Annotated in this window: 25 protein-coding genes and 1 pseudogene; 19 read left to right on the forward strand and 7 right to left on the reverse strand. The window is 55.0% G+C overall.

What is annotated here, in order from left to right; genetic code table 11:
• The first annotated feature begins 291 nt into the window (after nt 1-291).
• Together ACOTY9_RS17015 and ACOTY9_RS17020 are read left to right on the forward strand one after the other, a co-directional pair.
• Nucleotides 292-3,066, forward strand: a pseudogene (locus ACOTY9_RS17015) (autotransporter outer membrane beta-barrel domain-containing protein).
• A gap of 92 nt (nt 3,067-3,158) precedes the next feature.
• Nucleotides 3,159-3,782 carry a helix-turn-helix domain-containing protein gene (locus ACOTY9_RS17020; RefSeq protein ID WP_348565973.1) on the forward strand — a complete coding sequence of 208 codons (624 nt, stop codon included), beginning with the start codon at nt 3,159-3,161 and terminating at the stop codon, nt 3,780-3,782.
• A gap of 2 nt (nt 3,783-3,784) precedes the next feature.
• Here the strand turns inward: ACOTY9_RS17020 and ampH are convergent, their stop codons facing one another.
• Complete coding sequence (ampH, locus tag ACOTY9_RS17025) at nt 3,785-4,945, reverse strand: D-alanyl-D-alanine-carboxypeptidase/endopeptidase AmpH (protein ID WP_045269296.1); 1,161 nt, start codon at nt 4,943-4,945, stop codon at nt 3,785-3,787.
• Between the two features lie 204 nt (nt 4,946-5,149).
• Between ampH and ACOTY9_RS17030 the strand changes: the two genes are divergently transcribed.
• The 3 genes from ACOTY9_RS17030 (at nt 5,150) to ACOTY9_RS17040 (ending at nt 8,131) form a co-directional block, all read left to right on the forward strand.
• The gene (locus ACOTY9_RS17030) at nt 5,150-5,683 is read left to right on the forward strand and encodes an isochorismatase family protein (RefSeq protein WP_014882722.1); all 534 of its coding nucleotides are present in this window, start codon (nt 5,150-5,152) and stop codon (nt 5,681-5,683) included.
• A gap of 115 nt (nt 5,684-5,798) precedes the next feature.
• Entirely contained in the window at nt 5,799-7,019 is a 1,221-nt protein-coding gene (gene sbmA, locus ACOTY9_RS17035) for a peptide antibiotic transporter SbmA (RefSeq protein ID WP_088126506.1), read from the forward strand.
• A 14-nt stretch (nt 7,020-7,033) separates the two neighbouring features.
• Nucleotides 7,034-8,131 (forward strand): DUF1615 domain-containing protein, encoded by a 1,098-nt coding sequence (locus ACOTY9_RS17040; RefSeq protein ID WP_023332214.1) that lies wholly within the window; start codon nt 7,034-7,036, stop codon nt 8,129-8,131.
• On the opposite strand, the gene ACOTY9_RS17045 is transcribed toward ACOTY9_RS17040, so the two are convergent.
• Nucleotides 8,128-8,427 carry a DUF2755 family protein gene (locus tag ACOTY9_RS17045; RefSeq protein ID WP_014882725.1) on the reverse strand — a complete coding sequence of 100 codons (300 nt, stop codon included), beginning with the start codon at nt 8,425-8,427 and terminating at the stop codon, nt 8,128-8,130. The two genes, ACOTY9_RS17040 and ACOTY9_RS17045, sit on opposite strands and share 4 nt — an antisense overlap.
• Nucleotides 8,428-8,676: 249 nt before the next feature.
• Between ACOTY9_RS17045 and ACOTY9_RS17050 the strand changes: the two genes are divergently transcribed.
• A complete protein-coding gene (locus ACOTY9_RS17050; RefSeq protein WP_014882726.1) occupies nt 8,677-8,907 on the forward strand; it encodes a DUF2754 family protein in 231 nt (76 codons plus the stop codon).
• Here the strand turns inward: ACOTY9_RS17050 and ddlA are convergent.
• Nucleotides 8,904-10,004: a D-alanine--D-alanine ligase gene (gene ddlA, locus ACOTY9_RS17055; protein ID WP_014882727.1), complete on the reverse strand. Its 1,101-nt coding sequence runs from the start codon at nt 10,002-10,004 to the stop codon at nt 8,904-8,906. The two genes, ACOTY9_RS17050 and ddlA, sit on opposite strands and share 4 nt — an antisense overlap.
• A 103-nt stretch (nt 10,005-10,107) precedes the next feature.
• Between ddlA and ACOTY9_RS17060 the strand changes: the two genes are divergently transcribed.
• The 5 genes from ACOTY9_RS17060 (at nt 10,108) to adrA (ending at nt 14,445) form a co-directional block, all read left to right on the forward strand.
• Nucleotides 10,108-10,791: an extensin family protein gene (locus ACOTY9_RS17060; protein ID WP_014882728.1), complete on the forward strand. Its 684-nt coding sequence runs from the start codon at nt 10,108-10,110 to the stop codon at nt 10,789-10,791.
• 168 nt (nt 10,792-10,959) lie between these two features.
• Entirely contained in the window at nt 10,960-12,174 is a 1,215-nt protein-coding gene (locus tag ACOTY9_RS17065; protein ID WP_023332216.1) for a multidrug efflux MFS transporter, read from the forward strand.
• Between the two features lie 209 nt (nt 12,175-12,383).
• Nucleotides 12,384-12,644, forward strand: coding sequence for an anti-adapter protein IraP (iraP, locus tag ACOTY9_RS17070; RefSeq protein WP_014882730.1), 261 nt, complete (start codon nt 12,384-12,386; stop codon nt 12,642-12,644).
• 274 nt (nt 12,645-12,918) lie between these two features.
• Entirely contained in the window at nt 12,919-13,239 is a 321-nt protein-coding gene (psiF, locus tag ACOTY9_RS17075) for a phosphate starvation-inducible protein PsiF (RefSeq protein ID WP_014882731.1), read from the forward strand.
• Between the two features lie 102 nt (nt 13,240-13,341).
• The gene (gene adrA, locus ACOTY9_RS17080; protein WP_248196163.1) at nt 13,342-14,445 is read left to right on the forward strand and encodes a diguanylate cyclase AdrA; all 1,104 of its coding nucleotides are present in this window, start codon (nt 13,342-13,344) and stop codon (nt 14,443-14,445) included.
• A gap of 14 nt (nt 14,446-14,459) precedes the next feature.
• On the opposite strand, the gene proC is transcribed toward adrA, so the two are convergent.
• Complete coding sequence (proC, locus tag ACOTY9_RS17085; RefSeq protein ID WP_014882733.1) at nt 14,460-15,269, reverse strand: pyrroline-5-carboxylate reductase; 810 nt, start codon at nt 15,267-15,269, stop codon at nt 14,460-14,462.
• A 97-nt stretch (nt 15,270-15,366) separates the two neighbouring features.
• Here proC and ACOTY9_RS17090 point away from each other — a divergent pair, with 97 nt between their 5' ends.
• The 5 genes from ACOTY9_RS17090 (at nt 15,367) to ppnP (ending at nt 18,005) form a co-directional block, all read left to right on the forward strand.
• Nucleotides 15,367-15,825, forward strand: coding sequence for a YaiI/YqxD family protein (locus ACOTY9_RS17090; protein ID WP_014882734.1), 459 nt, complete (start codon nt 15,367-15,369; stop codon nt 15,823-15,825).
• Between the two features lie 144 nt (nt 15,826-15,969).
• Entirely contained in the window at nt 15,970-16,494 is a 525-nt protein-coding gene (gene aroL, locus ACOTY9_RS17095) for a shikimate kinase AroL (RefSeq protein WP_014882735.1), read from the forward strand.
• A 44-nt stretch (nt 16,495-16,538) separates the two neighbouring features.
• Nucleotides 16,539-16,730 (forward strand): protein YaiA, encoded by a 192-nt coding sequence (yaiA, locus tag ACOTY9_RS17100; protein WP_014882736.1) that lies wholly within the window; start codon nt 16,539-16,541, stop codon nt 16,728-16,730.
• A gap of 238 nt (nt 16,731-16,968) precedes the next feature.
• Complete coding sequence (locus tag ACOTY9_RS17105) at nt 16,969-17,646, forward strand: AroM family protein (protein WP_032637368.1); 678 nt, start codon at nt 16,969-16,971, stop codon at nt 17,644-17,646.
• A gap of 71 nt (nt 17,647-17,717) precedes the next feature.
• Complete coding sequence (ppnP, locus tag ACOTY9_RS17110) at nt 17,718-18,005, forward strand: pyrimidine/purine nucleoside phosphorylase (protein WP_014882738.1); 288 nt, start codon at nt 17,718-17,720, stop codon at nt 18,003-18,005.
• Between the two features lie 48 nt (nt 18,006-18,053).
• Here ppnP and rdgC read toward each other — a convergent pair whose 3' ends face one another.
• Nucleotides 18,054-18,968 carry a recombination-associated protein RdgC gene (rdgC, locus tag ACOTY9_RS17115; protein ID WP_014882739.1) on the reverse strand — a complete coding sequence of 305 codons (915 nt, stop codon included), beginning with the start codon at nt 18,966-18,968 and terminating at the stop codon, nt 18,054-18,056.
• A 123-nt stretch (nt 18,969-19,091) separates the two neighbouring features.
• On the opposite strand from rdgC, the gene mak reads away from it, so the two are divergent.
• The gene (gene mak, locus ACOTY9_RS17120; protein ID WP_348565974.1) at nt 19,092-19,997 is read left to right on the forward strand and encodes a fructokinase; all 906 of its coding nucleotides are present in this window, start codon (nt 19,092-19,094) and stop codon (nt 19,995-19,997) included.
• A 98-nt stretch (nt 19,998-20,095) separates the two neighbouring features.
• Here mak and sbcC read toward each other — a convergent pair whose 3' ends face one another.
• Nucleotides 20,096-23,227, reverse strand: coding sequence for an exonuclease subunit SbcC (gene sbcC, locus ACOTY9_RS17125; protein ID WP_421637388.1), 3,132 nt, complete (start codon nt 23,225-23,227; stop codon nt 20,096-20,098).
• On the reverse strand, nt 23,224-24,429 hold the full coding sequence (gene sbcD, locus ACOTY9_RS17130) for an exonuclease subunit SbcD (RefSeq protein WP_348565976.1): 1,206 nt from the start codon (nt 24,427-24,429) through the stop codon (nt 23,224-23,226). The genes sbcC and sbcD overlap by 4 nt, the downstream gene beginning before the upstream one ends.
• Before the next feature lie 186 nt (nt 24,430-24,615).
• Between sbcD and phoB the strand changes: the two genes are divergently transcribed.
• Entirely contained in the window at nt 24,616-25,305 is a 690-nt protein-coding gene (phoB, locus tag ACOTY9_RS17135; RefSeq protein WP_008503265.1) for a phosphate response regulator transcription factor PhoB, read from the forward strand.
• Between the two features lie 21 nt (nt 25,306-25,326).
• Nucleotides 25,327-26,622, forward strand: a complete 1,296-nt coding sequence (gene phoR, locus ACOTY9_RS17140; protein WP_348565977.1) for a phosphate regulon sensor histidine kinase PhoR — start codon at nt 25,327-25,329, stop codon at nt 26,620-26,622.
• Nucleotides 26,623-26,646 lie beyond the last annotated feature (24 nt).

The raw sequence follows: 26,646 nt of genomic DNA on the forward strand, positions 1-26,646 counted from the left end.
ATTAGTATGATTTCTATATCAGATGGAATATATAAAAAATAATGATCTATTTATTTTAATAATATTAATGTGAGTTATGAAATTAATTTTCAACTTTCTGTTTTTATAATGTTTATAATGAATGCCTGCTGTGTGTTTGACCTTTTTTCTGTTTTTTTGTCTGTATGCGGACTTAATGGAATCATTCATTGAACCTTTTCTAAATGCAACTGCATAATTCTCTCCGCAATTGAATATTGCACAATGATTTGACGGACAAACTTGCTTACGTCCCTGAGGAGGGATGACCCAATGCAAACATGGAAAAAGAAACTGGTTGTATCTCAACTTGCATTAGCCTGTACCCTGGCTATCGCTTCTCAGGCCAATGCGAAAGATATTTCCGGTACGACGTATAATACATTTGGATATGATAACGCCGCCTCAACCCCGTGGTATTATGGTTATGCTGACTGGGATTACACCGATGCCAGCCACGACGGTGATATTTATCCGGTGATCAATAAATCAACGGTGAATGGCGTTATTTCGACGTATTATCTGGATGACGGCATCAATGGTCATTCAAATGCGCTCAGCATTTCTAACAGCACCATCAACGGTATGATTACCTCTGAGTGTATGACCGCAAACTGTGCCGACGGCGTAGACGCCGACGGTACCGCGCATAGTCAGTTCGATCGTTTTAGCCTGACTGTCGATAACAGCACGATCAACGACGCTTACGAGCATTACGCTTATGACGTCGTGAAGGGCGAAACATCGGAAACCCATTACCTGGATACCTACGCTCTCGGTAACGCGATTACGCTGGACGTGGAGTCTGATATTGTTATCCAGAATAATTCCCACGTTGCGGGCATTACGCTAACGCAGGGATATCAGGAGCTCGATAATACTCCGTATGACGGCGTTGAAGGCGTGGCGAACAGCGCAAACGTGTTCACCGATACGCTGGTGGTTAAAGACTCCGTGCTGACGTCAGGCGCCTACAGCGATCTGGGTACCAGCGGATTCTACGGTCAAACGGCTAAGCCGAGCGACTACGGTGAAACCCACGCCACGGGCGCGGATGACGCGGCGCTGATCGTTGCGGCCAGCGCGTCTGACAACGCCATGCAGACCACCGCCACGTTCGACCATTCTACCGTCACCGGCGACATCCTGTTCGCCAGCACCTTCGATAACAACTTCTACGAAAATGGCGATCCGGCAACCGATACCACCGATGATGGCGTCTATAACCCAACCACTAACGGCTGGGATGGCACCGACAGGCTGGACGTGACGCTGACCAACGGCAGCAAGTGGGTCGGTGCGGCGCAGTCCAGCGTTGAAGCCATTGGCACTTCGCAGATGTACGGTCTGGGTTACAGCAACGTTGACTGGCATGCGCTGGCGCCTAATAGCATCTGACCTGACTCCACCTTTGACAGCAACGGCCACGTAGCGGGCGAAGCGGTCTACCAGAGCGGCCTGTTCAACGTAACGCTGGACAACGGTTCCGAGTGGGATACCCGTAAGATCTCTAACATCGACGCGCTGGCGGTGAATAACCGCTCTCAGGTCAACGTTGAAAACGCTGGCCTGCTGGCGGACTCCATTACCTTAAACAATGCTTCATCGCTGAATATTGGCGACAGCGGCGGCGTAGCGACCGACAGCCTCTATCTGGACAGCGATAGCCGTGCAGCTCTGACCGAAGAGACGGCCGCGCTGTATGCGAATACGATCACCGTCGATAACGGTGCCGAGCTGGCGCTGGGTCTGGGTCAGGTCGACACGCACAATATGGTGCTGACCGACGGCGGCGTACTGAACGTAGCCAGCCGTGATTATGTGCTGAACAGCGATCTGAATAACGCGCGTTATATCACTAACGATCGTTACAGCGCGGACTACGACTATGGTGTCGTCGCACTGAACTCAGACGGCCATCTGGCGGTGAACGGTGACGTTGCCGGTAACTATAAAGTGCGCATTGATGATGCGACCGGCGCAGGCTCCGTCGCTGATTACAAAAACAAAGAGATCGTCCGTGTTTATGATAACAATCCGGATACCGCAGCCCACTTTACTGCCGCAAACAAAGCGGATTTAGGGGCTTACACCTATCAGGCACAGCAGCAGGGTGATACCGTTGTCCTTGAGCAGAAAGCGCTGAGCGACTACGCCAACATGGCGCTGAGCATTCCTTCTGCCAATACCAATATCTGGAATCTGCAGCAGGATACCGTCGGTTCGCGTCTGACCAACAGCCGTCATGGCCTGGCGGACAATGGCGGAGCCTGGGTGAGCTACTTCGGTGGCAACTACGACGGTGACAATGGCGTTATCAGCTACGATCAGGACGTGAGCGGCATTATGGTCGGTCTGGACACCCAGATTGACGGTAACAATGCGAAGTGGATCGTCGGCGGTGCAGCAGGCTTCGCGAAGGGGGATATCAGCGATCGTACCGGTCAGGTCGATCAGGACAGCCAGACGGCAATGATCTATGCCTCTGCGAAGTTTGCGAACGATATGTTCCTCGACAGCTCCCTGAGCTACACCCGCTTTAACAACGACCTTTCAGCTACCATGAGCAACGGTCAATACGTTGACGGTGACACGACCACCGATGCGGTTGGCTTTGGCATGAAGCTGGGCTATGACTGGAAACCAAACCTGTCTGGCTACGTAACCCCTTACGCGGCGGTATCCGGTCTGTTCCAGTCCGGGGATGATTATCGCCTGAGTAATGACATGCGCGTTGATGGGCAATCTTACGATAGCCTGCGCTATGAACTCGGCCTGGATGCGGGTTATACCTTCAACTACGGTGGCGAGCAGGCGCTGACGCCTTACTTCAAGCTGGCCTATGTCTATGATGATGCTGATAACACTGCGGATATCAACGACGACAGCATCGACAACGGCGTTAAAGGCTCTGCGGTGCGTGTAGGGCTGGGTACGCAGTTCAGCTTCACGAAGAACTTCAGCGCGTACACGGATGCCACGTATCTTGGCGGCGGTGACGTTGACCAGAACTGGGGCGCCAATTTGGGTGTGAAATATACCTGGTAATTCCTGAAAGCGGGGGAGAATATCCCCCGCTTTTTTACGATAAAAACAAAAAACAATATTGAACCGACCAATACGGATGTCTTGAGGTCTGCATGAACGTTAATGCGAAACCGCTTTCTGAATTAAGCCGGCTCGAACAGTGTCTGATAGCAGCCAGTAGTACGTTTCAATGTGCTCCACAACAAATCATTACTTCTCACGAGTGCAATGAGTCACGCACGGTCGTATTACAGACCGGTATAATCGAAATCTATCGTTATCCAGATGAATTGCTGTTGGGGATCGCGAAAGCGCCATTTATTTTTGGGCTATCCACCGTGATGATTAAACACTGTCACGAATACAAAGTTATCGCCAAAACACCCTGTACGGGTTTTTATTTGTCCACGGAAACCACCCGTCAGCTCATACAACAGAATGCGCTCTGGAAAGAGGCCTTCGCCTGGTTATCATGGATAAATTACATTCTTGCGAAACGCGATATGCAGCTGGTGGGAAATAATTCTTATCACCAGATCCGCGCCATGTTGCTGAATATGGCGGAGTGGGATGAAACGTTGCGCTCGAAAATTGGTGTGATGAATCATATTCAACAAAGCACCCGTATTTCGCGCTCGGTTGTTGCAGAGGTTCTCGCTGCGCTGCGGCAGGGAAACTACATTAATATGAGCCGGGGCAAGCTGGTCAGCATCAACCGCTTGCCCACGGAATATTAAGATCAGTTAGACGCGGTCAGCACCTGGGCTTTATTGGCACTCAGTTCAGCCACCAGGTTATTAATGCCATCACTCATATTAACGAAGCGCGTATGCGGGGAGCGGGTGACCACCACAAATGCGCCCACGTTGGACTGCGGGATCATCGCCATATAGGTAATGAACCCGCCACCGCCGCCGGTTTTCTGAATAATACCCGGACGGCCATTTTTGGGTGCCATATAGACCCAGCCCAGGCCGAGCGCATCGGCTTTACCCGGTACGTCCATTCCGACCACACGGTGCAGCTGAGTTCGCTGATAAATCAGGGTCTGCATACGGTCGGCCTGGCTGCTGCGCGAGTAGAAATCCGATGAGAGGAACTGCTGCATCCAGCGCATCATGTCGCCTGGGGTGGAATAGACCCCGCCGCTCCCCACTGCCGCCAGCGTGTTGTTACACGGGCTTGCGCCTTTCTCCGCCACCATCAGGCGACGGCACTGGTCCGGAGAAGGGGTAAAGGTGGTGTCTTTCATCCCCAGCGGACGGGTTATCTGCTCTTCAAACAGCTGCGTGTAGGGTTTGCCTGCGGCCGCTGAGAGGGCATCCGCCAGCAGGTCGAACGCCAGATTTGAGTAAGAGGCCTGCGAACCCGGGGCCGCCTTCAGCGTGGCGGTGCTCAGGTAGTTCCAGCGCTGCTCGCGGGTGGGCCAGACAAACACGTCGCGGTGCGCCGCCCCGCCAGGCTGCTCACGCGGTAGCGCGCTGGTGTGCGTCGCGAGGTTCACAAGGCGAATGGGCGTTCCCTGATACGTCGGCACTCGTGCACCCGGTGGGGCGTATTTGCTGAGCGGATCGTCGAGCTTCACCACGCCCTGGTCGAGCAGTTTCACCAGCATTTCGCTGGTCATTAGCTTGGTTAAGGACGCGATGCGAACGACGGAATCCAGCTGCGGGTGAATGTTATTGCCTGGGCGCGTTTCACCGAAGCTGCGGAATACGCGCTGGTTGCCATCAATAACCACCATTGCCATCCCGGTTGCGCCGCTGCCGTAATAGATCAGGTTCGCGTAGCGATCGGCAATGTCTGAAGCCAAAACGGGCGCCGTCAGCGGTTGGGCCGCCTGGACGGTGGAGAAGCTCACCGCACACAGCGCGGCAAAAGAGAGCAGACAACGTTTCAACGAAAAGCATCCATGAAGTGAATGAAGAAAGTAATGGGTATTTATACTACTAATCTCTACCGTGCAATGCCCGGAATAGCATAACGATAGCCAGAAAAACGTAACCATGGGTAAATATGAATAATTTACTTGCGAGCGCTCTCCCATTTTCTGGCATCGGGCTTATGATAGGCACCAGTATTACTCAATCTTACGGAGAACGGTATGTCTGAAAAGCGTGTGGTCATGGTGGTTGATATGCAAAACGGGGTATTTGAAACCCCTCGTCATCAGCGCGAAAAGTGTGTCTCTCTGATCAACCAGCTTACGCAGGCGGCCGACACCGTCATTTTTATTCAGCATACCGAGGCCGGGGGGCTGGAAGAAGGAAGTGAAGGGTTTGCGCTGCTGCCTGAACTCCATCAACCGGCTGATGCGCTTTACGTTACCAAGACCGCCTGTGATTCTTTTTACAACACATCGCTTGAAGCGCTGTTACGTGAACACGGAATTCGTGAGTTTGTCATCTGCGGCTGCGCCACGGATTACTGCGTGGACGCGACAATTAAAAACGGCGTCAGTCGGGGCTACCACATTACCGTGGCTGAGGATGCCCATACCACCGCGAATCGCCCGGCGGCTGAAGCACAGATTCTGATTAACCACCATAATGACGTCTGGCGTAACTTCATTGCACCGATGAACCCTCCCGCGGTGAAACGCACCGAAACAATTCTCGAAAACTGGAAAGCGAACTAATAATCAACCCTCGGGTCTGACCTTTTTGCCCGAGCCGGTCTTCCGGCCCGGGCAGGGTATTCGTTTGGTCATGTGTTGAGCACAGCAACAACCATAACAACAAGAAGGAAGCATCATGTTTAAGTCTTTTTTCCCAAAGCCGGGGCCATTCTTCCTGTCGGCATTTATTTGGGCACTCATCGCTGTCATTTTCTGGCAGGCGGGCGGCGGTGCATGGCTGGCACGCATAGTTGGGGCGACAGGCGACGTGCCGATTAGCGCAGCGCGCTTCTGGTCACTGAGCTATCTGCTGTTTTACGCCTACTACATGCTGTGCGTAGGGCTGTTTGCGCTGTTCTGGTTTGTCTATTCTCCGCACCGCTGGCAGTACTGGTCGATTCTCGGTACCTCGCTGATCATCTTTGTGACGTGGTTCCTGGTGGAAGTGGGGGTGGCGGTAAACGCCTGGTATGCACCGTTCTACGATCTGATTCAGACCGCGCTGAGTTCGCCGCACAAGGTCACTATTAACCAGTTCTACCATGAAGTCGGCGTCTTCCTCGGTATCGCGCTTATTGCGGTGATCATTGGTGTTATGAACAATTTCTTCGTCAGCCACTATGTTTTCCGCTGGCGTACCGCGATGAACGAACATTACATGGCGCACTGGCAGCATCTGCGTCATATCGAAGGTGCCGCGCAGCGTGTGCAGGAAGACACCATGCGTTTTGCCTCCACCCTTGAAGATATGGGCGTCAGTTTCATCAACGCCATCATGACGCTGATTGCTTTCCTGCCGGTACTGGTGACGCTCTCTGCGCATGTGCCGGATCTGCCGATTGTCGGCCATCTGCCGTATGGTCTGGTGATTGCCGCGATTGTCTGGTCGCTGATGGGCACGGGCCTGCTGGCGGTGGTGGGGATCAAGCTGCCGGGTCTGGAGTTTAAAAATCAGCGCGTTGAAGCGGCGTATCGTAAAGAGCTGGTTTACGGGGAAGATGATGCCAGCCGCGCGTCGCCGCCGACCGTCCGTGAGCTGTTTGGTGCCGTGCGTCGTAACTACTTCCGCCTTTACTTCCACTATATGTATTTCAACATTGCGCGCATTTTGTATCTGCAGGTGGATAACGTTTTCGGCTTGTTCCTGCTGTTTCCGTCGATTGTTGCGGGTACGATTACGCTCGGTCTGATGACGCAGATCACCAATGTTTTCGGTCAGGTGCGCGGGTCGTTCCAGTATCTGATCAGCTCCTGGACCACGCTGGTGGAGTTGATGTCCATCTACAAACGTCTGCGCAGCTTTGAGCGTGAGCTGGACGATCGTGACCTGCAGGAAGTGACCAATACCTTTAGCTAATACAGGGAGTTGCTATGTCTTTTGCCGTACCGCGCGCGTTATCGCTGTCCTTACTGGCCGCTCTGGTGCTGGCGGGCTGTGCCGAAAAAGGGGCAGCCCCGCTCAAAAAGGGTGAAAAGCCCGTGGATGTGGCAAGCGTTGTGCGGCAAAAAATGCCCGCCAGCGTGAAGGATCGCAATGCGTGGGCAGATGCGCTGGCTAAAACCTTTGAAAGTCAGAAGATTGCCCCGACCGAGGAAAATATCTGCTCGGTGCTGGCGGTGGCGCAGCAGGAGTCCATGTACCAGTCAGACCCGGTGGTGCCGGGTCTGAATAAAATTGCCTGGAAAGAGATCGACCGCCGCGCGGAATCGATGCATATCCCGGTGTTCCTCGTGCATACCGCACTGAAAATCACCTCGCCGAACGGTAAAAGCTACAGCGACCGGCTGGACACGGTGAAAACCGAAAAACAGCTCAGCGCCATTTTTGATGATTTCATCAACATGGTGCCAATGGGGCAGAAACTGTTTGGCTCGCTCAACCCGGTTCACACCGGCGGACCAATGCAGGTGAGCATCGCGTTTGCCGAGAAGCATACCGACGGCTATCCATGGAAAATTGACGGTACGGTGCGCCAGGAGGTCTTCTCACTGCGCGGCGGACTGTGGTTCGGCACGTATCATCTGCTGAACTATCCGGCGAATTACAACGCGCCGCTGTACCGCTTCGCAGACTTTAATGCGGGCTGGTATGCCAGCCGTAACGCGGCGTTTCAAAGTGCGCTTAGCCGCGCAAGCGGCGTCAAGCTGGCGCTGGACGGCGATCTCATCGCCTACGGCAGCAGCGAGGCGGGAGGCACCGAAAGCGCGGTACGGACATTATCGACAGCACTTGATATGAGCAACAGCGATATCCGCCGTCAGCTTGAAAAAGGCGATAGCCTGGCATTCGAGAAAACGGATCTCTACAAGAAGGTGTTTGCCCTTGCGGAGCAGAAGAGTGGGAAAACGTTACCGAGGGCTATCCTGCCGGGTATTCAGCTGGAAAGCCCGAAGATCACACGTAACCTGACCACCGCCTGGTTTGCGAAGCGCGTGGACGATCGCCGGGCTCGCTGTATGGGGCTTTAATGGCGACGACGAAAGCGCAGGACTAACGCGACTACGCCTAAAATCATACACCCCGCGAGGAAAGGAACGAGACCGAACAGCGTGCTCACGCCAAATCCAATCTCCACTCGCGGACGCCCGTTATCCTGCACCTGCATCAGGTGTTCATAAACACCTGGCGCATGGACCAGCATATTGAGCAGCTGGGAGCCTGCCCAGAAGCAGAAAAGGACAAACAAGGCATACGCGATATTACCCGCCGTAGAGGTTTTTGGTTTGCCGCCAAAAATCGGTTTCGACAATGTAAAGTCAGCCATGTTGACCTCCCGAGGTATAACTCTGTTTTAATACGCGTCTTACGGGGTGAGTTTGACAGGTGATTGCATTTGTCAATATCAGAATCGTGTTAATTTACGCTCAGGAATTCTCCTGGATTATTGATTTCTGCAGCGCGTCACAATTTTTAAACTTAAGTGAAATTGCGTCGCGTTTCAGAATTTCCGCATATGCCACAGACCTCGTGCTTAAACTGTGAGAGGATGTCTTTTTTTCCTGCCGGAGTTGTTATGAAGCTCACGTCCAAACTTCGCCGTGACTGGCACTACTATGCCTTTGCTATTGGGCTGATTTTTATTCTTAACGGCGTCGTGGGGCTGTTAGGATTTGAAGCAAAAGGGTGGCAAACCTATGCCGTCGGGCTGGTGACCTGGGTGATCAGTTTCTGGCTGGCGGGGTTGATTATCCGCCGTCGCCCGGAAGAGACGACGACGGAAGAGACGGCGAAGGGGGCCGATTAACCGTTAACGGAACTTTTCAGCGCGCTGTCGGCGGCGTGACGCTCCAGCGCCAGTTCGATCAGGCGGGTGATCAGCTCAGAGTAGCCAAGCCCGCTGGCCTGCCACAGTTTTGGATACATGCTGATGTTGGTGAAGCCCGGCAGCGTGTTGATTTCATTGATTACCACGTCGTTCTCCGGCGTCAGGAAGACATCCACGCGCGCCATGCCGCTGCAGCCGAGAGTCTGGTAGGCGCTGATGGCGATCGCCCGGATCTTGTCGTTGATCGCCGGATCGATATCCGCAGGAACAACGACCTGTGCGCCTTTATCATCAATGTATTTGGTGTCGTAGGAGTAGAAGTCGCTGTTTAAGACCACTTCACCGCAGGTGCTCGCCTGTGGAAAATCATTGCCCAGCACGGCGCACTCAATTTCGCGACCTTTGATCCCTTGCTCAATAACCACTTTATGGTCAAATTCAAACGCCAGACGGACGGCTTGCGTGAACTCTGCTTCGCTGGCGACTTTGCTAACGCCCACGGATGACCCCTGGTTGGCAGGCTTCACAAACAGCGGCAGCCCCAGTTGACCGCTAACCTGCGCGAAGCTGTACTTGTCTCGGTTGGCGCGGGTGAGCGTGACGAATGGCGCGATATTCAGTCCGGCATCGCGCAGCAGGCGTTTGGTGACGTCTTTGTCCATGCACGCGGCGGATCCCAGTACGTCTGATCCGACGAACGGCAGGTTGGCCATGCGCAACATCCCCTGCAGGGAACCATCTTCCCCGAGCGTGCCGTGTACGATAGGGAAGACCACGTCGATCTGAGTGAGAGCCTGCGCATTGCCGGCGTCGATGAGCTGTCCCTTCATGACGCCAGGAACGGTCGCGACGCTGATGTCCGAAGGATTGAGGGCGATGTGCGCCGGATCGTGGGCATTCAGCAAATACTGGCTGGCGTCGTTAACATGCCACTGGCCCTGTTTATCAATGCCCAGCAGGACCACGTCAAACCGGCTTTTATCGATCGCATCAACGATATTTTTGGCCGATTGCAATGACACCTCGTGTTCCGCTGATTTTCCCCCAAAGACAATACCTACGCGCTGCTTTGCCATCTCACTCTCTTCCAGTCTGACGAAAAGCCAATAACATACCACGATGCCCTGCGGGTTTCGCGGCCTTCTGCCATAATGTTTTGGGGAAGAGTGAGGGGGGAACGTGAAAGGAAAAACTCTGCTGACCGTTTTCATCCTGGGGGCAGTTGCAACGGCGGGCTATCGCTGGTTGCCGTCTTACTACAATCCATTTAAACCGCTGGCCCTGGACGATCCCCCTGGCCGTATTACCCAGTATAAACTGCGACGTTTAACCCCCGAAGCCTGCGCGAGCCTGTTAACGCAGGCCAATCAACGAAACCTTATCCGCACCCAACCGGTCGCTGACGGCGGCGGGACATGTCCGCTGCGCAACGTCGTGCGCGTGCGTGACTTCGGCCCGGTGAGTCTGAACGGCAGTTTTCTTGCCAGCTGTCCGCTGGCGCTCAGCTCTGCACTGTTTGTCAGCCAGCAGGCCCGGCCATTGACGCAGCGCTTCACGGGACATGAGCTGACGCGCATTGAGCACCTTGGCAGCTTTGCCTGTCGCAATATCTACCACCGGCCCGATGCGCGGCGCAGTGAGCATGCCACCGCCGACGCGCTGGATATCGCCGCTTTTCGGCTGGCGAACGGGGAGCGCGTCACGGTGCTGAACGGCTGGAAATCGGCAAAAACGCAGCCATGGCTGAAGGCCCTGCTGGCGGCCAGCTGCGGCTACTACGGTAACGGTCTGGGGCCGGAGTATAACGCGGCGCATGCCAACCATTTTCATCTGGGGATGCGCGGTTTCGGACTCTGTCGCTGAAGCATAATCTTCCGCCAGAAAGTGGATGGTTTGTGACTTATTTCACAAATATGATGACTGGGAAGATAAAACACCAAAGTCAGCAAAGCCGCATCTCTGGTGCGACGCCGGCGTGCGTAACTTGCTAATCTGACGGCGAATTCGCCTAAAAATGAAGACTATTTCTTTATGGAATCCTGGAAAGTTAATCTCATCTCGGTCTGGTTCGGCTGCTTTTTTACCGGGCTGGCCATTAGCCAGATCCTGCCGTTCCTGCCGCTGTACGTGTCGCAGTTGGGGGTTACCTCCCACGAAGCGCTCTCCATGTGGTCCGGTCTGACGTTCAGCGTCACGTTTCTGGTCTCCGCCATTGTGTCTCCGATGTGGGGCAGCCTGGCGGATCGGAAAGGCCGTAAGCTGATGCTGCTGCGCGCCTCGCTCGGGATGGCGATTGCGATTCTGCTCCAGGCCTTCGCCACGAACGTCTGGCAGCTGTTTTTCCTGCGGGCGGTGATGGGGCTGACGTCCGGGTACATTCCGAATGCCATGGCGCTGGTGGCCTCTCAGGTGCCACGCGAACGAAGCGGCTGGGCGCTGAGCACCCTCTCAACGGCGCAGATAAGTGGCGTCATCGGTGGCCCGCTGCTGGGCGGCTTTCTGGCAGACCACGTTGGGCTGCGCGCGGTATTTATCATCACTGCGATCCTGCTGGTGGTTAGCTTTCTGGTCACGCTCTTTCTGATCAAAGAGGGAGGGCGCCCCGTTGTCAGCAAGTCTGAACGCCTGAGCGGTAAGGCCGTCTTCGCCTCGCTGCCTTACCCAGGGCTAATGATCAGCCTGTTTGTCACCACCATGGTGATCCAGCTCTGTAACGGCTCGGTGGGGCCCATTCTGGCGCTGTTTATTAAATCAATGGAGCCAGACAGCAATAATATTGCTTTTCTCAGCGGGATGATTGCCGCCGTGCCGGGCGTTTCCGCGCTGATCTCTGCGCCACGTCTGGGGAAGCTGGGGGACAGGATCGGCACGGCGCGTATCCTGATGGCGACGCTGATTTTTGCGGTGGTGCTCTTTTTCGCGATGTCGTTTGTTACCTCTCCGCTTCAGCTGGGCGTGCTGCGATTTTTACTCGGTTTCGCCGATGGGGCTATGTTGCCTGCCGTACAGACCTTGCTGGTCAAATATTCCAGCGACCAGGTCACCGGACGTATTTTTGGTTATAACCAGTCGTTTATGTATTTAGGCAACGTTGCCGGTCCGCTTATTGGCGCATCCGTTTCTGCGATGGCAGGTTTTCGTTGGGTATTTGCTGCTACGGCAATTGTCGTTTTAATCAATATTATCCAGCTGGCGATTGCCCTGCGCCGTCGAACACGAATGGCGGAGGCGAAATCAGCGAAATAGTCCTTTCGCGGGTGTATTATATATTCTTATGGTAGCCGTTTTTTATATAACTAAATGCGGCGTTTTTTTATAGAAAAACGTTTCGCTAATAAGGGTGGCACCCTAATTTGGCGGTAATGTCACTTTTACATAAGATAATACTTTTCTCCGCTTTGCATATTTCATTCCTGGTGTTAATTTCAGAGGAAACCCCATAAGGAAATAGCACGATGAAGAATCTCATTGCTGAGTTGCTGGTTAAGCTTGCACAAAAGGAAGAAGAGTCTAAAGAACTGGTTGCCCAGGTCGAAGCGCTGGAAATTGTCGTCACCGCGCTATTGCGGCGGATGGATACATCCGATCAGCAGGCGTTAATCAATAGCATCGAAGGGGCGCTGGATAAGGCTCGACCCGACACTCAGGTTCCACCAGAGGATGCCGAATTGCTGCAGCAATACGTAAAGAAGCTGTTGAGGCATCCGCGCAGTTAAGCCGTCACGAACGGTTCTGACGTTTCACAAAATTGTCATGCAGGATGCCTGGCGCTGCTCTGTATTTATTTTTTATCTGTTTGTACCGGGAGAAAATAAAAGTGAAACAGAGCACGCGTGTTATCGCGTTACTTCCCCTATCCTTTATGTCGACACCGCCAATACCGGTACGTTAGGTCTGAAATGAGAAATTCCCGGCAAATCACCGCTGCCGGGTGGTTTTTTTCCTGTTACGAACCAGACTTACAGGGAATATTCACAAAAGGATGGTGCAATGAAAACAACATTACTGGTTACTCTGCTCTCCGGCCTGTTCCTGATCTCATCGGCGAATGCGGAAGAGAAAACGCTAACGCCTCAGCAGCAACGGATGACGACCTGTAATCAACAGGCGACGTCCCAGAGTCTGAAAGGCGATGCCCGTAAGACCTATATGAGCGACTGCCTTAAAAACGGTGCCGCGAAGCCTGGCGAAAAAAGTCTGACGCCGCAGCAGCAAAAAATGCGCGAGTGTAATGCGAAAGCGACCGAACAGTCCCTGAAGGGAGACGATCGCAGCAAGTTCATGAGTGCCTGTCTGAAGAAACAAGTGTAGTTCTAACGGGTGAGTGGCGTCGGCTGCTCACCCGAAATTTCATACTTTCCCCGCAGTCCCCCTCTCTATAATTTGGGAAAATGTTTCAGAATATTCCCAAAAATGATGAATGATGAAACGTATTACAACAAAAAGCGCATTCGGGAAGAGTGGAGTTTAACCCTTTCTCAGGATGACCCTTACCGCTCCGGCATCCAGTTTGCCCGGCGGGTTCGGCTGGCGCGCGCTGTTGGTCTGGCAGCCATGTTTTTCCCCGTGGCGGGAATGCTGGTCATCCATTTTTTACCCGGCGGATGGTGGTTGATCCTGGTAGGGTGGGCGTTCGTCTGGCCCCATTTTGCCTGGCAGTTATCCTGCCGCGCCGCGTCACCTCACCAGCAGGAGATTTTCAACCTTAAGATGGATGCCATTATCGCCGGGCTCTGGATTGGCGTGATGGGGCTGTATGCATTACCCACGGCAGCGCTGGTAATGATGGTGGGAATGAACATGATGGGCTCCGGTGGCTGCCGCCTGTTTCTTGTGGGGATAACGTTAACCCTCCTGACCGCGCTGGTGACGCTGCCCCTCGTCGGGAAAGTAACTGTCTTCAACCCCGATCCCGTGGAGTGGGGCTTAACGCTTCCGGTGCTCATGCTTTATCCCATGCTGTTTGCCTGGCTCAGCCACCGGACGGCCATCAGGCTTGCGGAACATAAGCGGCGGCTGGAAATGATGAGTACCCGTGACGGCATGACCGGGGTCTTTAACCGACGACACTGGGAAATGCTGCTGCGTAATGAGTTTGAGCACTGCCGCCGGAGCCACTGCAACGCCACAATATTGCTGATTGATATCGACCATTTTAAAAACATCAATGATACCTGGGGGCATGACGTGGGCGATAAGGCGATTGTTGCTCTTACCCGTCAGCTTCAGATGTCAGTCAGGTCAGGCGATGCGATAGGCCGTTTTGGCGGAGATGAGTTTGCCGTGATTATGTCGCAGACAGCGGCTGAAAGCGCCATCGCCGTCATGTCTCGGGTGCACGAGCGTCTGGAAACGTTGTCCTTACCGTGCGCACCGAAAGAGCCTCTGCGCATCAGCGTAGGTGTTGCCCCCTGGGGGCCGCAGTTTCGACATTACCGGGAATGGCTGAAGGCGGCAGATGTGGCGCTGTATAAGGCGAAAAATGCCGGGCGCGGCCGCACCGAAGTGGCCGCCTGACGCCCGGTCAGAAATCAGGATTTACTCAGCTTCTCTGATTTTTCCATGCATTTTGCCATCGCCTCGATGACGGCAGAGCGGAATCCACGTTCTTCCAGCACTCGTACCGCTTCGATGGTCGTGCCGCCAGGCGAGCAGACCATGTCCTTCAGTTCTCCCGGATGTTTACCGGTCTCCAGCACCATTTTGGCGGAACCCATCACCGCCTGAGCGGCGAATTTATACGCCTGCGCACGCGGCATGCCGCCAAGCACGGCGGCGTCGGCCATGGCTTCTAAAAACATGAACACGTATGCAGGTGCAGAGCCGCTGACGCCGACAACAGGATGGATCATGGATTCCGCAATCACTTCCGCCTCACCGAAGCAGCGGAAAATGTTCAGCACATCAGCCACCTCTTCTGAGGTCACCAGCGCGTTAGGGGTGACGGAGGTCATACCGGCATTAACCAGTGAGGGAGTATTGGGCATCGCGCGGACGATTTTACGGTCATGACCGAGCGCGCGGGCCAGTTGATCGAGCGTCACGCCCGCGGCAATCGACACGACCAGCGTCTCTTTATTCAGACTGGAGGTGATGTCGCTCAACACTTTGATCATGATGTTCGGCTTAACGGCGCCAAAGACGATATCGGCGACCTGGGCGACTTCCTGCGCGCTTTCGGCGGCGTTGATCCCGTATTGATCGCGCAATGCGGCGACGTTGTCCGGTGACGGGGTATAGACCCAAATCTGACCGGGCAGAACCTGCCCGCTGGCGATCAGGCCGCCCAGGATGGCTTTGCCCATGTTACCGCAGCCGATAAACCCGATTTTCTTATCCATCACGATTCTCCGTCATTATGCGTTGTTTTCTCTGATTGATAGCTTAACAACGAAATGCAGGCGACAATAGTCGGCAGAGACATTATGGGGAGACAATATGGCGATTTGGGTTGATGCGGACGCGTGTCCTAATGTGATTAAAGAGATTTTATTCCGCGCCGCCGAGCGCGTTCAGATGCCACTGACGCTGGTGGCGAACCAGAATATCCGCGTTCCGCCTTCGCGCTTTATCCGTTCCTTGCGCGTCCCGGCCGGGTTCGACGTGGCGGATAATGAAATTGTTCGTCTGTGCAGCCCGGAGGATCTGGTCATTACCGCTGATATTCCACTGGCGGCGGAAGTGCTGGAGAAAGGCGCAGCGGCGCTTAACCCGCGCGGTGAACGTTATTCGCCTTCAACCATCCGGGAAAAACTCACTATGCGTGATTTTATGGATACCATGCGGGCCAGCGGCGTGCAGACCGGAGGGCCGGACAGCCTGTCCCAGCGCGATCGCCAGCAGTTTGCTGCCGAACTGGATAAATGGCTGCTGGAAGTGAAGCGTCGCACAGCGTAATGATAATTATTGTCACTTTGTGGTACAGTGTGGCTTCCGCAGGGTTGTCATCCCGTACCGCTTTGCAGTAAAGTATTCTACACATCTTCTGCAATGATTTCTTTACACTCTTCAGCCATCCGGCATCAAGGGGAACACCTGGCTATGACCCAACCCATCTTTTTAGTTGGCCCCCGCGGCTGTGGGAAAACCACCGTTGGCCTGGAACTGGCACGCGCATGTCATCGTCAGTTTGTTGATACCGACCACTGGCTGCAAACCGAGGCCGGCAGAACCATCGCGGACATTGTTGAGCAAGAGGGATGGGAGAGCTTTCGCGCACGCGAAACGGCCGCGCTGAAAGCGGTCACCACGCCGTCAGCCGTGATTGCGACAGGAGGGGGGATTGTTCTCGCCGAGTGTAACCGGCATTTTATGCGTGAAAAGGGCATTGTGATCTATCTCTGCGCGCCGGTTTCGGCTCTCGTGGGGCGCCTTGAGGCCTTTCCGGAGGAGGGACAACGTCCGGCGCTGACCTCCAGACCGCTCAGCGAAGAGGTGAGCGAAGTCCTGGCCGAGCGTGATGCCCTGTACCGTGAAGCGGCGCACCACGTTGTGGATGCTTCTGCGGCACCGGAAGAGGTGGTGATTCAGATTATTACCGCCCTGCGTTTGGCTTGTGCCAGCTAACCGCCGTCTATACTGATAGCTCAGACATAAAAAAAGGATGAGCTATGCCAACCAGACCTCCCTATCCGCGCGAAGCACGTATCGTTACCGTTGAAAAAGGCACAGGCGATCAAACCGTGACCTGGTATCAGCTGCGTGCCGATCACCCCAAACCGGACTCGCTGATCAGTGAACATGAGACTGAACAGGAAGCGCTGGACGCCAAACGGCGCTACGAAGATCCCGAAAAGTCATAGATGTTTTCTTAAACGCTCCAATACCGTGCCTGAATCACACTTTTTACTCATCGCCAATGTTAAGCAGGAGTTAATATTTAGTTATTACAGGTGACTCCGTTACCCGCAGGTGATCTTTACATTTCGCGATGCAGATCACCTGCTACGCTTGGTGCTGTTTTGTTGAAAAAACGAACTGTGCAGCGTAGTGAGCCTGTACCTGTGTAATAAGATTTTGTAGTAATGGAAGGCGAAAACGATGAAGGCAACGTTGGCGATCCTCACTATTGGTGTGGTCCCTGTAAGCGAAGTGTTACCGCTTTTAACCGAGCATGTCTCTGAACAGCAGATCACGCATCTCAGCCTGCTGGGTAAGATGAGCCGGGAAGAGGTCATGGAGGACTACGCTGTTGAGGCGGGGGAGGAGCCCCTGGCGACGTTATTAAGCGACGGTAAACTGGCGCATGTTTCACGACAGAAAATTGAGCGTTCGCTCCAGTCAGTGATAGAAGTGCTCGATAATCAAGATTATGACGTTATTTTGCTGATGAGTACCGCCCCCATTAAGGGACTGGTGGCGCGCAATGCGATTTTGCTTGAGCCAATGCGCATCATTCCGCCTCTGGTGGCCTCTATTGTTGACGGGCATCAGGTGGGGGTGATTGTGCCGATGGAAGAGCTCATGAACAACCAGGAAGCAAAATGGCACGTGCTTGAAAAAACGCCTCTGTATGCCCTGGCAAATCCCTTCTGGGACAGCGAGGCCAAACTGATCGCTGCCGGGAAGGCGCTACTGGAGAAAGGGGCGGATGTGTTGATACTGGACTGCCTCGGTTTCCATCAGCATCACCGTGATTTATTGCAAAAGGCGCTGGACGTGCCGGTGCTGTTATCAAATGTTCTGATGGCGCGCCTGGCTTCCGAACTCCTGATGTAATGATTTTGCGTGACAGGCAATGAGCATGGCCCCTATAGTGAATTTTTATCTCTGAATATAAGGGCCAGTTCATGCTTCAAAGTAACGAATACTTTTCCGGTAAAGTGAAATCCATTGGTTTTACCAGCAGCAGCACGGGCCGCGCCAGTGTGGGCGTCATGGCTGAAGGGGAATACACCTTTGGCACGGCCGAAGCGGAAGAGATGACGGTAGTCAGCGGCGCGCTGAACGTCTTACTGCCGGGTGAAACGGAATGGAAAGTTTACGCTGCCGGGGAAGCCTTCAACGTTCCTGGCCACAGCGAATTTCATTTGCAGGTTGCTGAACCGACCTCTTATCTGTGCCGCTATTTGAAATAAAAAAAAAGCCGGGTGACGCTAACGCTTACCCGGCCTGTGTTTTGCCTGTTATCTCTGCGCTTCGCCGCCGAGGCCTTCCACCAGATTCTGAATTAACGCCGCCAGCTCACCTGTCATCAGGATAAAGTCCGCATCAAAACGCTGGGCGTAATCTTCCCGGTCAATATCTTCGTTTTGATCGCGCAGCTCATCACAGAACTTCAGACGCTTCACGGAGCCGTCATCACACATCACGAACTGAATGCGCTGCTGCCAGTCGAGCGCCAGTTTGGTAACGACTTTCCCGGCTTCGATGTGTACCGCGATTTCGTCACTCACCAGATCCTGCTTTTTGGCGCGGATCACGCCGCCATCTTCCAGCAGGGCTTTCAGCTCGGCTTCATCCAGAATCTGGAAACCTTGCGCCGCAGTACCACTGCGAACCCATTCTGTCAGGGTCAGCTCAATCGGCGTTTCCAGTGCCAGCGGAACGACCGGTAAAGAACCGATACTTTTACGCAGCAGGGCCAGGGTATCTTCTGCTTTTTTGGCGCTGGCGCAGTCGACCATGATCAGCCCGTTAACGGTATCGATCCACATCATCGTCTGGCTAAAGCGGCTAAAAGCGCGCGGCAGCAGAGAGTGCAGGACTTCATCTTTCAGCGAATCTTTTTCGGTTTTTTTCAGCTTGCGGCCCTGCTCGGCTTCCAGCTTGAAGATTTTTGCTTCAAGCGCTTGCTTCACCACCGGCGTGGGCAGAATTTTCTCTTCTTTGCGAGCGCAAACGATGATTTGTCCCGTGCTGCTGGCGTGGGTCAGGGCATCGCTTTGTGAACCCATTGGCGGAACCCAACCGGTTTTTGCCATATCCTGGCTACCGCAAGGGGAAAAGCTATAAGCGGCTAACTGTTTTTCCATCTCTTCTGCACGCAGCGAAACGTCGCGGCTGAGACGGTAAACCATCAAATTTTTGAACCACAGCATGATAATTTCCACGGCCTTGTCGTTAAATCAGCGGGCATGATAACGAATTGTCGCATCGCTTGCATTGCTAATCGGGAAGCGTGCTTCTACTCTGTTGATAATCAAAAGAATGAGGAGAGTCTTGTGCGTATTGGGATTGATTTGGGCGGCACCAAAACAGAAGTCATTGCACTGAGCGAGCAGGGGGAACAGCTGTTCCGCCACCGTCTGCCTACGCCGCGCGATGATTACCACCAGACCATCGAGACGATTGCCCGGCTGGTCGATATGGCCGAGCAGGCGACAGGGCAAAGCGGTACCGTCGGGATGGGTATCCCGGGGTCAATCTCCCCTTATACCGGCGTGGTTAAAAACGCTAACTCCACCTGGCTAAACGGTCAGCCATTTGATAAAGATTTAAGCGCGCGTCTGAACCGGGAAGTGCGTCTGGCCAATGACGCCAACTGCCTGGCGGTCTCCGAAGCCGTTGATGGCGCCGCCGCAGGGGCGCAGACCGTTTTTGCGGTGATTATCGGGACCGGCTGCGGTGCGGGCGTGGCGTTTGGGGGGCGTTCGCACATCGGTGGCAACGGCACGGCGGGCGAGTGGGGGCACAATCCGCTGCCGTGGATGGATGAAGATGAACTCAAATACCGCGCCGACGTGCCGTGTTACTGCGGCAAGCAGGGCTGTATTGAGACGTTTATCTCCGGCACCGGTTTTGCAACCGATTACCACCGCCTGAGCGGTCGACCGCTCAAGGGTAATGAAATCATGCGTCTGGTTGAAGAACAGGATCCGGTGGCTGAACTGGCCCTGAGCCGTTACGAAATGCGTCTGGCAAAATCGCTGGCGCACGTCGCGAATATTCTCGATCCGGACGTGATTGTGCTGGGGGGCGGGATGAGCAACGTTGACCGCTTGTACGCCACGGTGCCAAATCTTGTGAAGCAGTGGGTTTTCGGCGGCGAGTGTGAAACCCCGATCCGCAAAGCCGTCCACGGCGACTCCAGCGGCGTGCGCGGCGCGGCGTGGCTGTGGCCGGAATAAAAGCAAAACAGCAACGCAAGTTGCTGTTTTTGATGTTTATACCCTCTCCCTGTGGGAGAGGGCCAGGGTGAGAGCACCAGACCGCAGCGACCCTTTATTCACCCTACCGCAAACTCCCTGTCCAGCCTGCTATACCCCAGCCCATTAATCTTCTTCACCTTAATCTGCACCGGTATGCGCTCTTTCATCGCCTCGACGTGGCTAATGACGCCGATGGTTTTCCCGGTAGCGTTCAGCGCGTCGAGCGCATCCAGTGCGGTATCCAGCGTTTCACTGTCGAGGGTGCCGAATCCTTCATCCAGGAACAGCGAATCGATTCGCGTTTTGTGGCTCACCAGATCGGAAAGCGCCAGCGCCAGCGCCAGGCTGACCAGGAAGCTCTCGCCGCCAGAGAGCGTGCGTGTATCGCGTACGGCATCCGCCTGCCAGGTGTCGACTACTTCCAGCTCCAGCGCATCGCTGGCTTTGCGCTGCAGCAGATAACGCCCGTGCAGGCGATTTAGCTGCTGGTTAGCAAGCCAGACGAGATTATCCAGCGTCAGCCCCTGAGCGAACTTACGGAACTTATCGCCGGTACTGGAGCCGATCAGCGCGTTCAGATAGCCCCAGTCGTCGGCCTGACGCGCGGCCTCTTCAATTTGTTGCATCAACGCCAGCTGATGCTGACGGTTGTCGCTGTCCTGCTTGAGCTGCTGGCGGATCTCGCCCTGATGCGTGGTGTTCTCGCGAAGCTGTTGCGCCAGCTGCTGCAGCTGGATTTGCAAAGTGGATGCATCGGCCTCGAGACCTTCCGGGCGCAGCGCAACATGCGCCTGTAGCTGCTGGTTCGCCTGGCCGGATAGCGCCGTGGCCTGCTGTATCTGGTTTTCCAGCGACTGCTTCAGCTGTTCGAGGCCACGGAGGGTGTCATCATCCAGCAGAGCGGCAATGAACGCCTCCCGGTCGGCAAAACAGCTGGCAGAGAGCGCCGCGGAGAATTGGGTCTGCGACTGTTGCAGGCGCTCTTGCTCCAGCGCCTCCTGTTGCTGCTGGGCGGTAAGCTGGCTTTGCAGCGATACGCATTCATCGTGAATGGCGCGCCAGCCATCAGGAATGGCCGGTTCGGTCTCTTCGGTGTGGGTTGCCGGAAGTGTGTCGAGCAACGGCTTCAGAGCGTTGCTGCGTTCCACAAGCACGCCGTGCTGCGTTTGTTTTTCCTGCCACTGCGCGAATTCTCCTTCGCGGGCGTGCAGCCAGGCGGCTTCGTTCCCCTCTTCGGGAACGCTAAGCGAAAGCGTGAGCAGGGTGTGTTCCAGCGTCTGGCGTGTCGCCGTCAGCTGCTGCTGATACTGGCGCGCCTGCGCTTCCTGTTCGTTCAGCTGGTTTTGCAGGGTAAGACGCTGGCTGAGCTGATAAAGCTGGCGCTCATAGTGTTCCTGCTCGTTTATCCATGGCGCGATATCTTCCTGAATATTCAATGTGATATTCAGGGACGCGCAGATCTCAAGCCACTCTTTAGTGAGTGCTTGCTCTTCCTCAGACAGGGTCTGCACGTCGCCCGTCTCGCGCTGAATCTGCTGAGCCAGGGCATTAACCTGCCCCAGCACCAGCAGGCCTTCTTCTTTTAGCGCGGCCACCTCTTTTTCCAGCGCATCACGGCGGCGCTGGTTATCCGTCAGCTCAAGCGATTGATATTGCTCAACGGCGGGATGCTCGCAGGAACCGCACAGGGGACAAGGTTTGCCTGCCTCAAGCTGTGAACGATAGCTCTCCAGATCTTTAATTGTCGCTTCACGCTCGCACAGGGCCTTTAGATCCAGATAGTGCTGGTGTTTCTCTTTGTACTGCTGGCGGCGCAGCGTCAACGTTTCATTAAGTTTGCTCTGCTCCGCCTGGGCTTTTTGTACGTTTTCATTGCTCTGGCACAGGCGCTTTTGCAGCGGCTGATAGCGAGCGTGTAGCGACGTCAGCCGCTGGCGCTGCGTGCGTGACCGGGACTGCTGCTCCATTGCCACGTTGACCTCATCCGCCGTCAGCGTGAGCGTATTTTCCGGCATGTCAGTCAGCTTGTTACGTAACTCAGTCATCCGCGCAGCGTGCGTGGCCAACTGGTTTTTATCGCGGTTAAGCTGTGAGAAGAGCGCGCGCCATCCGGCAATCTCCTGACCCAGCAGGCGATAACGCTCGTGCTCCGCCAGCCACTGCGCCAGCGCCGTCAGTTCAGTATGAAGCTCGGCGTGGGTACGCAGGGCAGTATTACGGATCCGCGCGCGCAGCGCGGTTTTGGCTTGTAAGCGAGTATTTACTTCAATAATTCGCTGCTGGGTTTGCGTCAGACGCGCGGTTTGCTCCTGCTGGTGCGCCCAGAGCGGACGAAGCTGGGCGGCGGGCTGCGCAAGCTGGAGCTTTGCCAGCTCAGGCGCAGCGTCCGTCAGAGCCTGTTGTGCCTGCTGCTGCAATGCGGTGATGCGTTGTTGCTCGCGCACAAGCTCATCATGACGGGTAAGCCACTGAAAATGTTTCTGCTGGTTTTGCTGCTGTGCCAGCAACGTTTTCTCTTCGTCAGTAAGTGCCTGCAAACTTTGCTGTAATTGCTGCTGCTGTTCTTCACTCAGCAGCACGACGCCCGCTGCCTGCGCCTCGCACTTTTCCAGCAGGTTGCGGGCGGCTTTGTGTTTTTCAAACACCATGGCGGAAATCTGGCCGTAGATTTCGGTGCCGGTCAGCTCTTCCAGCAGCTCTGCGCGATCGCTCGGTTTGGCATTCAGGAAGGCGGCAAATTGCCCCTGTGAGAGCAACATTGAACGGGTAAAGCGGCCATAGTCCAGACCGGTGAGCGCGGCGGTTTGCTCCAGCTTGTCCGTGACTTTATCGGCGAGGATTTTGCCATCTTCGCAGCGGGCCAGCTCCACGCGCGGCGCCTGCAGGTTGCCGTCCGGCTGGTTGCGTGCCCGGTTCTGGCTCCAGAAGGCGCGGTAGGCGATGCCTTTTACCTCAAACTCCACTTCCGCCAGACACTCGGCGGTATCTCGCGTCATCAGGTCGTTTTGTGCCTGGGAAACCTTACTCAGGCGCGGCGTTTCGTGATAAAGCGCCAGACAGATGGCGTCGAGCAGGGTGGTTTTACCTGCGCCTGTGGCGCCGGTAATGGCAAACAGCCCGTTGCTGGCAAAGGGTTCAGCGGTAAAGTCAATTTTCCACTCGCCCTTGAGGGAGTTGAGATTTTTCAGACGCAGGCTCAAAATTTTCATGCGTTTTCTTCCTCGTCATTGAGGGCATGCAGGGTATGGGTGAACAGTTCGCTGAGTCTTTCGCGCTTCGCGTCGTCAATATCCTCCTGTAAGAGCCTGCGCTCAAACACCTCTTCTACCCGCAACTCGCTGAGCGTTTCCCGCTGGGCGCTTAACAGAATTTTCTCGCGCTGCTCGCGGCTGCGGCGCACCAGTAAGACCTCTACCGGCAAGTCTTCCGTCAGCGCCTGGATTTTTCGCTGCATATCATGCAGGTAGTCATCCGTAGTGATTTCGATATCCAGCCAGACGGGGGGATTAAGCGCGGTGCCGCGCCACTGTTCAAGCTGAGCGGTGATGGCCTCCAGATCGCCTTTCAGCACCGCCAGCGGCTGGGTGACCGGCACCTCCAGCGTCTCGACGGCACTGAGTTTGCCCTCGCTGAAGCTCACCAGATGCACGGATTTGGCTTTGCCGGTTTCATCGAAACTGAGCGAAATAGGGGATCCGCAGTAGCGGATATGCTCGCAGCCGCCGATCACCTGGGCGCGGTGAATATGCCCGAGCGCAATGTAGTCCGCAGGCGGGAAGTTCTGCGCCGGAAAGGCGTCCAGCGTGCCGATATAGATGTCACGCACGGCGTCACTTTTACTGGCCCCAACGGTGGTGAGATGCCCGGTCGCAATCACCGGTATCGGCTGTTCGCCACGCAGGTTGCAGGCATCCGCGTGCTGCTGGTGATAATAGTCGGTGATGGCCTGTAATAAATGTTGCTGCTTTTCTGTGCCCGACAGTCCCGCCTGACTTTGTACGATATCGCGCGGGCGTAAAAAGGGGATCGGGCACAGCACTGCCCCCGGCGTACCGTCGCGTTTTTTCAGGATCTGCGGGGCATGCCCGGCGCTGGCGACGACGGTAGTATTGAGAAACGCCAGAATGTCACGGGATTCATTGAGCGTTGCCACGGAGTCATGGTTACCGGCCACTATCACCAGATGACAGCCGGTCTGCTGCAAATTCACCACGAAGCGATTATACAGCTCGCGCGCATAGCTGGGGGGCGACCCCGTATCAAAGATGTCACCCGCGACAATAATCGCATCGACCTCGTGGGCCTGCGCCGTCTCCAGCAGCCAGTTCAGGAACGCTGCATGTTCAGCCGCACGGCTTTTGCTGTAAAAATTTTGACCGAGATGCCAGTCCGAGGTGTGAAGTATGCGCATAGCGGTTCCGTGGCAAAAATGAGAAAGCAGGATTATAAACGTTCAGAGAAGGGAAAATAACCGCTGTAATAAAACAACGGTTTGCCCGCTACCGTGGTAATGTTTTTCATAAATCTGTCATAAATCTGACGCATAATGGCGCCGAATTACAAACGTGTAACTTAATAAGATAAGACAGGGCAAAGTATGGCGAGACGTATTCTGGTCGTAGAAGATGAAGCTCCAATTCGTGAAATGGTGTGCTTCGTGCTCGAGCAAAATGGCTTCCAGCCGGTTGAAGCGGAAGATTATGACAGCGCAGTGAACCAGCTGAATGAACCCTGGCCCGATCTGATTCTGCTGGACTGGATGTTGCCTGGCGGCTCCGGACTGCAGTTTATCAAACACCTGAAGCGTGAGGCACTGACCCGCGACATCCCGGTTGTTATGCTCACGGCGCGCGGAGAGGAAGAGGATCGCGTGCGCGGACTAGAAACCGGCGCGGACGATTACATCACTAAACCGTTCTCCCCAAAAGAGCTGGTCGCCCGCATTAAAGCCGTGATGCGCCGTATTTCACCGATGGCGGTGGAAGAGGTGATAGAGATGCAGGGACTCAGCCTTGACCCGACCTCGCACCGCGTGATGACCGGCGAAAACCCCCTCGATATGGGCCCTACCGAATTTAAACTCCTGCACTTCTTTATGACTCACCCGGAACGCGTATATAGCCGCGAGCAGTTGCTGAATAACGTCTGGGGAACTAACGTGTATGTCGAAGACCGGACGGTTGACGTACATATTCGCCGCCTGCGAAAAGCGCTGGAACTGAGCGGCCACGATCGCATGGTACAGACGGTCCGCGGCACGGGTTATCGTTTTTCGACCCGTTTCTGAACAATGACAGGAGTGTGACGCGTGCTGGAACGTCTGTCATGGAAAAGGCTCGTCTTTGAACTGATCTTATGCTGTATTCCGGCCTTCCTTCTTGGGGCCTTTCTCGGACATCTGCCGTGGTTTCTGCTGGCGTCGGTCACCGGGCTGCTGATCTGGCATTTCTGGAACCTGCTGCGCCTCTCCTGGTGGCTGTGGGTTGACCGCAGTATGACCCCACCGCCGGGCAGCGGCAGCTGGGAGCCCCTGCTGTACGGCCTGCACCAGATGCAGATGCGTAATAAAAAGCGCCGTCGCGAGCTGGGAAGCCTGATTAAGCGTTTTCGCAGCGGGGCGGAGTCGTTGCCGGATGCGGTCATCCTGACCACTGAAGAAGGCACCATCTTCTGGTGTAACGGCCTGGCGCAACAGTTGCTGGGCCTTCGCTGGCCGGACGATAACGGTCAGAACATCCTTAACCTTTTACGCTATCCCGAATTCACGCTGTATCTGAAAAAGCGTGATTTTACCCGCCCGCACAATCTGAAGCTCAATAATGGTCGCCATCTGGAAATCCGCGTGATGCCTTACAGCGATAAGCAGTGGCTGATGGTGGCGCGCGATGTCACCCAAATGCACCAGCTTGAGGGCGCGCGCCGTAATTTCTTTGCGAACGTCAGCCACGAACTGCGTACTCCGTTGACCGTGCTTCAGGGCTATCTGGAGATGATGCAGGAGCAAACGCTGGAAGGTGCGCCGCGTGAAAAAGCGCTGCATACCATGCGCGAGCAAACGCATCGCATGGAAGGGCTGGTGAAGCAACTGCTCACGCTCTCGAAGATTGAAGCGGCGCCTACGCTTGCGCTGAATGACACGATAGATGTGCCGATGATGCTGCGGGTTGTGGAGCGTGAAGCGCAGACGTTAAGCCACAAAAAGCATCACCTGACCTTCGAGGTCGAAAGCACGCTAAAGGTGCTGGGCAGTGAGGATGAGCTTCGTAGCGCCATATCCAACCTGGTGTACAACGCGGTGAACCATACGCCGGAAGGAACGGATATTATGGTGCGCTGGAACCGTACCCCTACGGGCGCCGAGTTTAGCGTGGAAGATAACGGGCCGGGGATCGCACCGGAGCATATCCCGCGTCTGACCGAACGCTTCTACCGCGTGGATAAAGCGCGGTCGCGGCAAACAGGGGGGAGCGGCCTGGGGCTGGCGATTGTGAAGCACGCGGTAAATCACCACGAAAGCCGACTTGATATTCAGAGTACGCTGGGGAAAGGAACCCGCTTCAGTTTCGTTATTCCGGAACGATTAATTGCCAAAAAGACCGCCTGAGGGCAGGTGTGTCATTTTCCCTTT

It is taken from the genome of Enterobacter cloacae complex sp. SHL012 (genome assembly GCF_049237505.1).
GTDB lineage: Bacteria > Pseudomonadota > Gammaproteobacteria > Enterobacterales > Enterobacteriaceae > Enterobacter > Enterobacter kobei.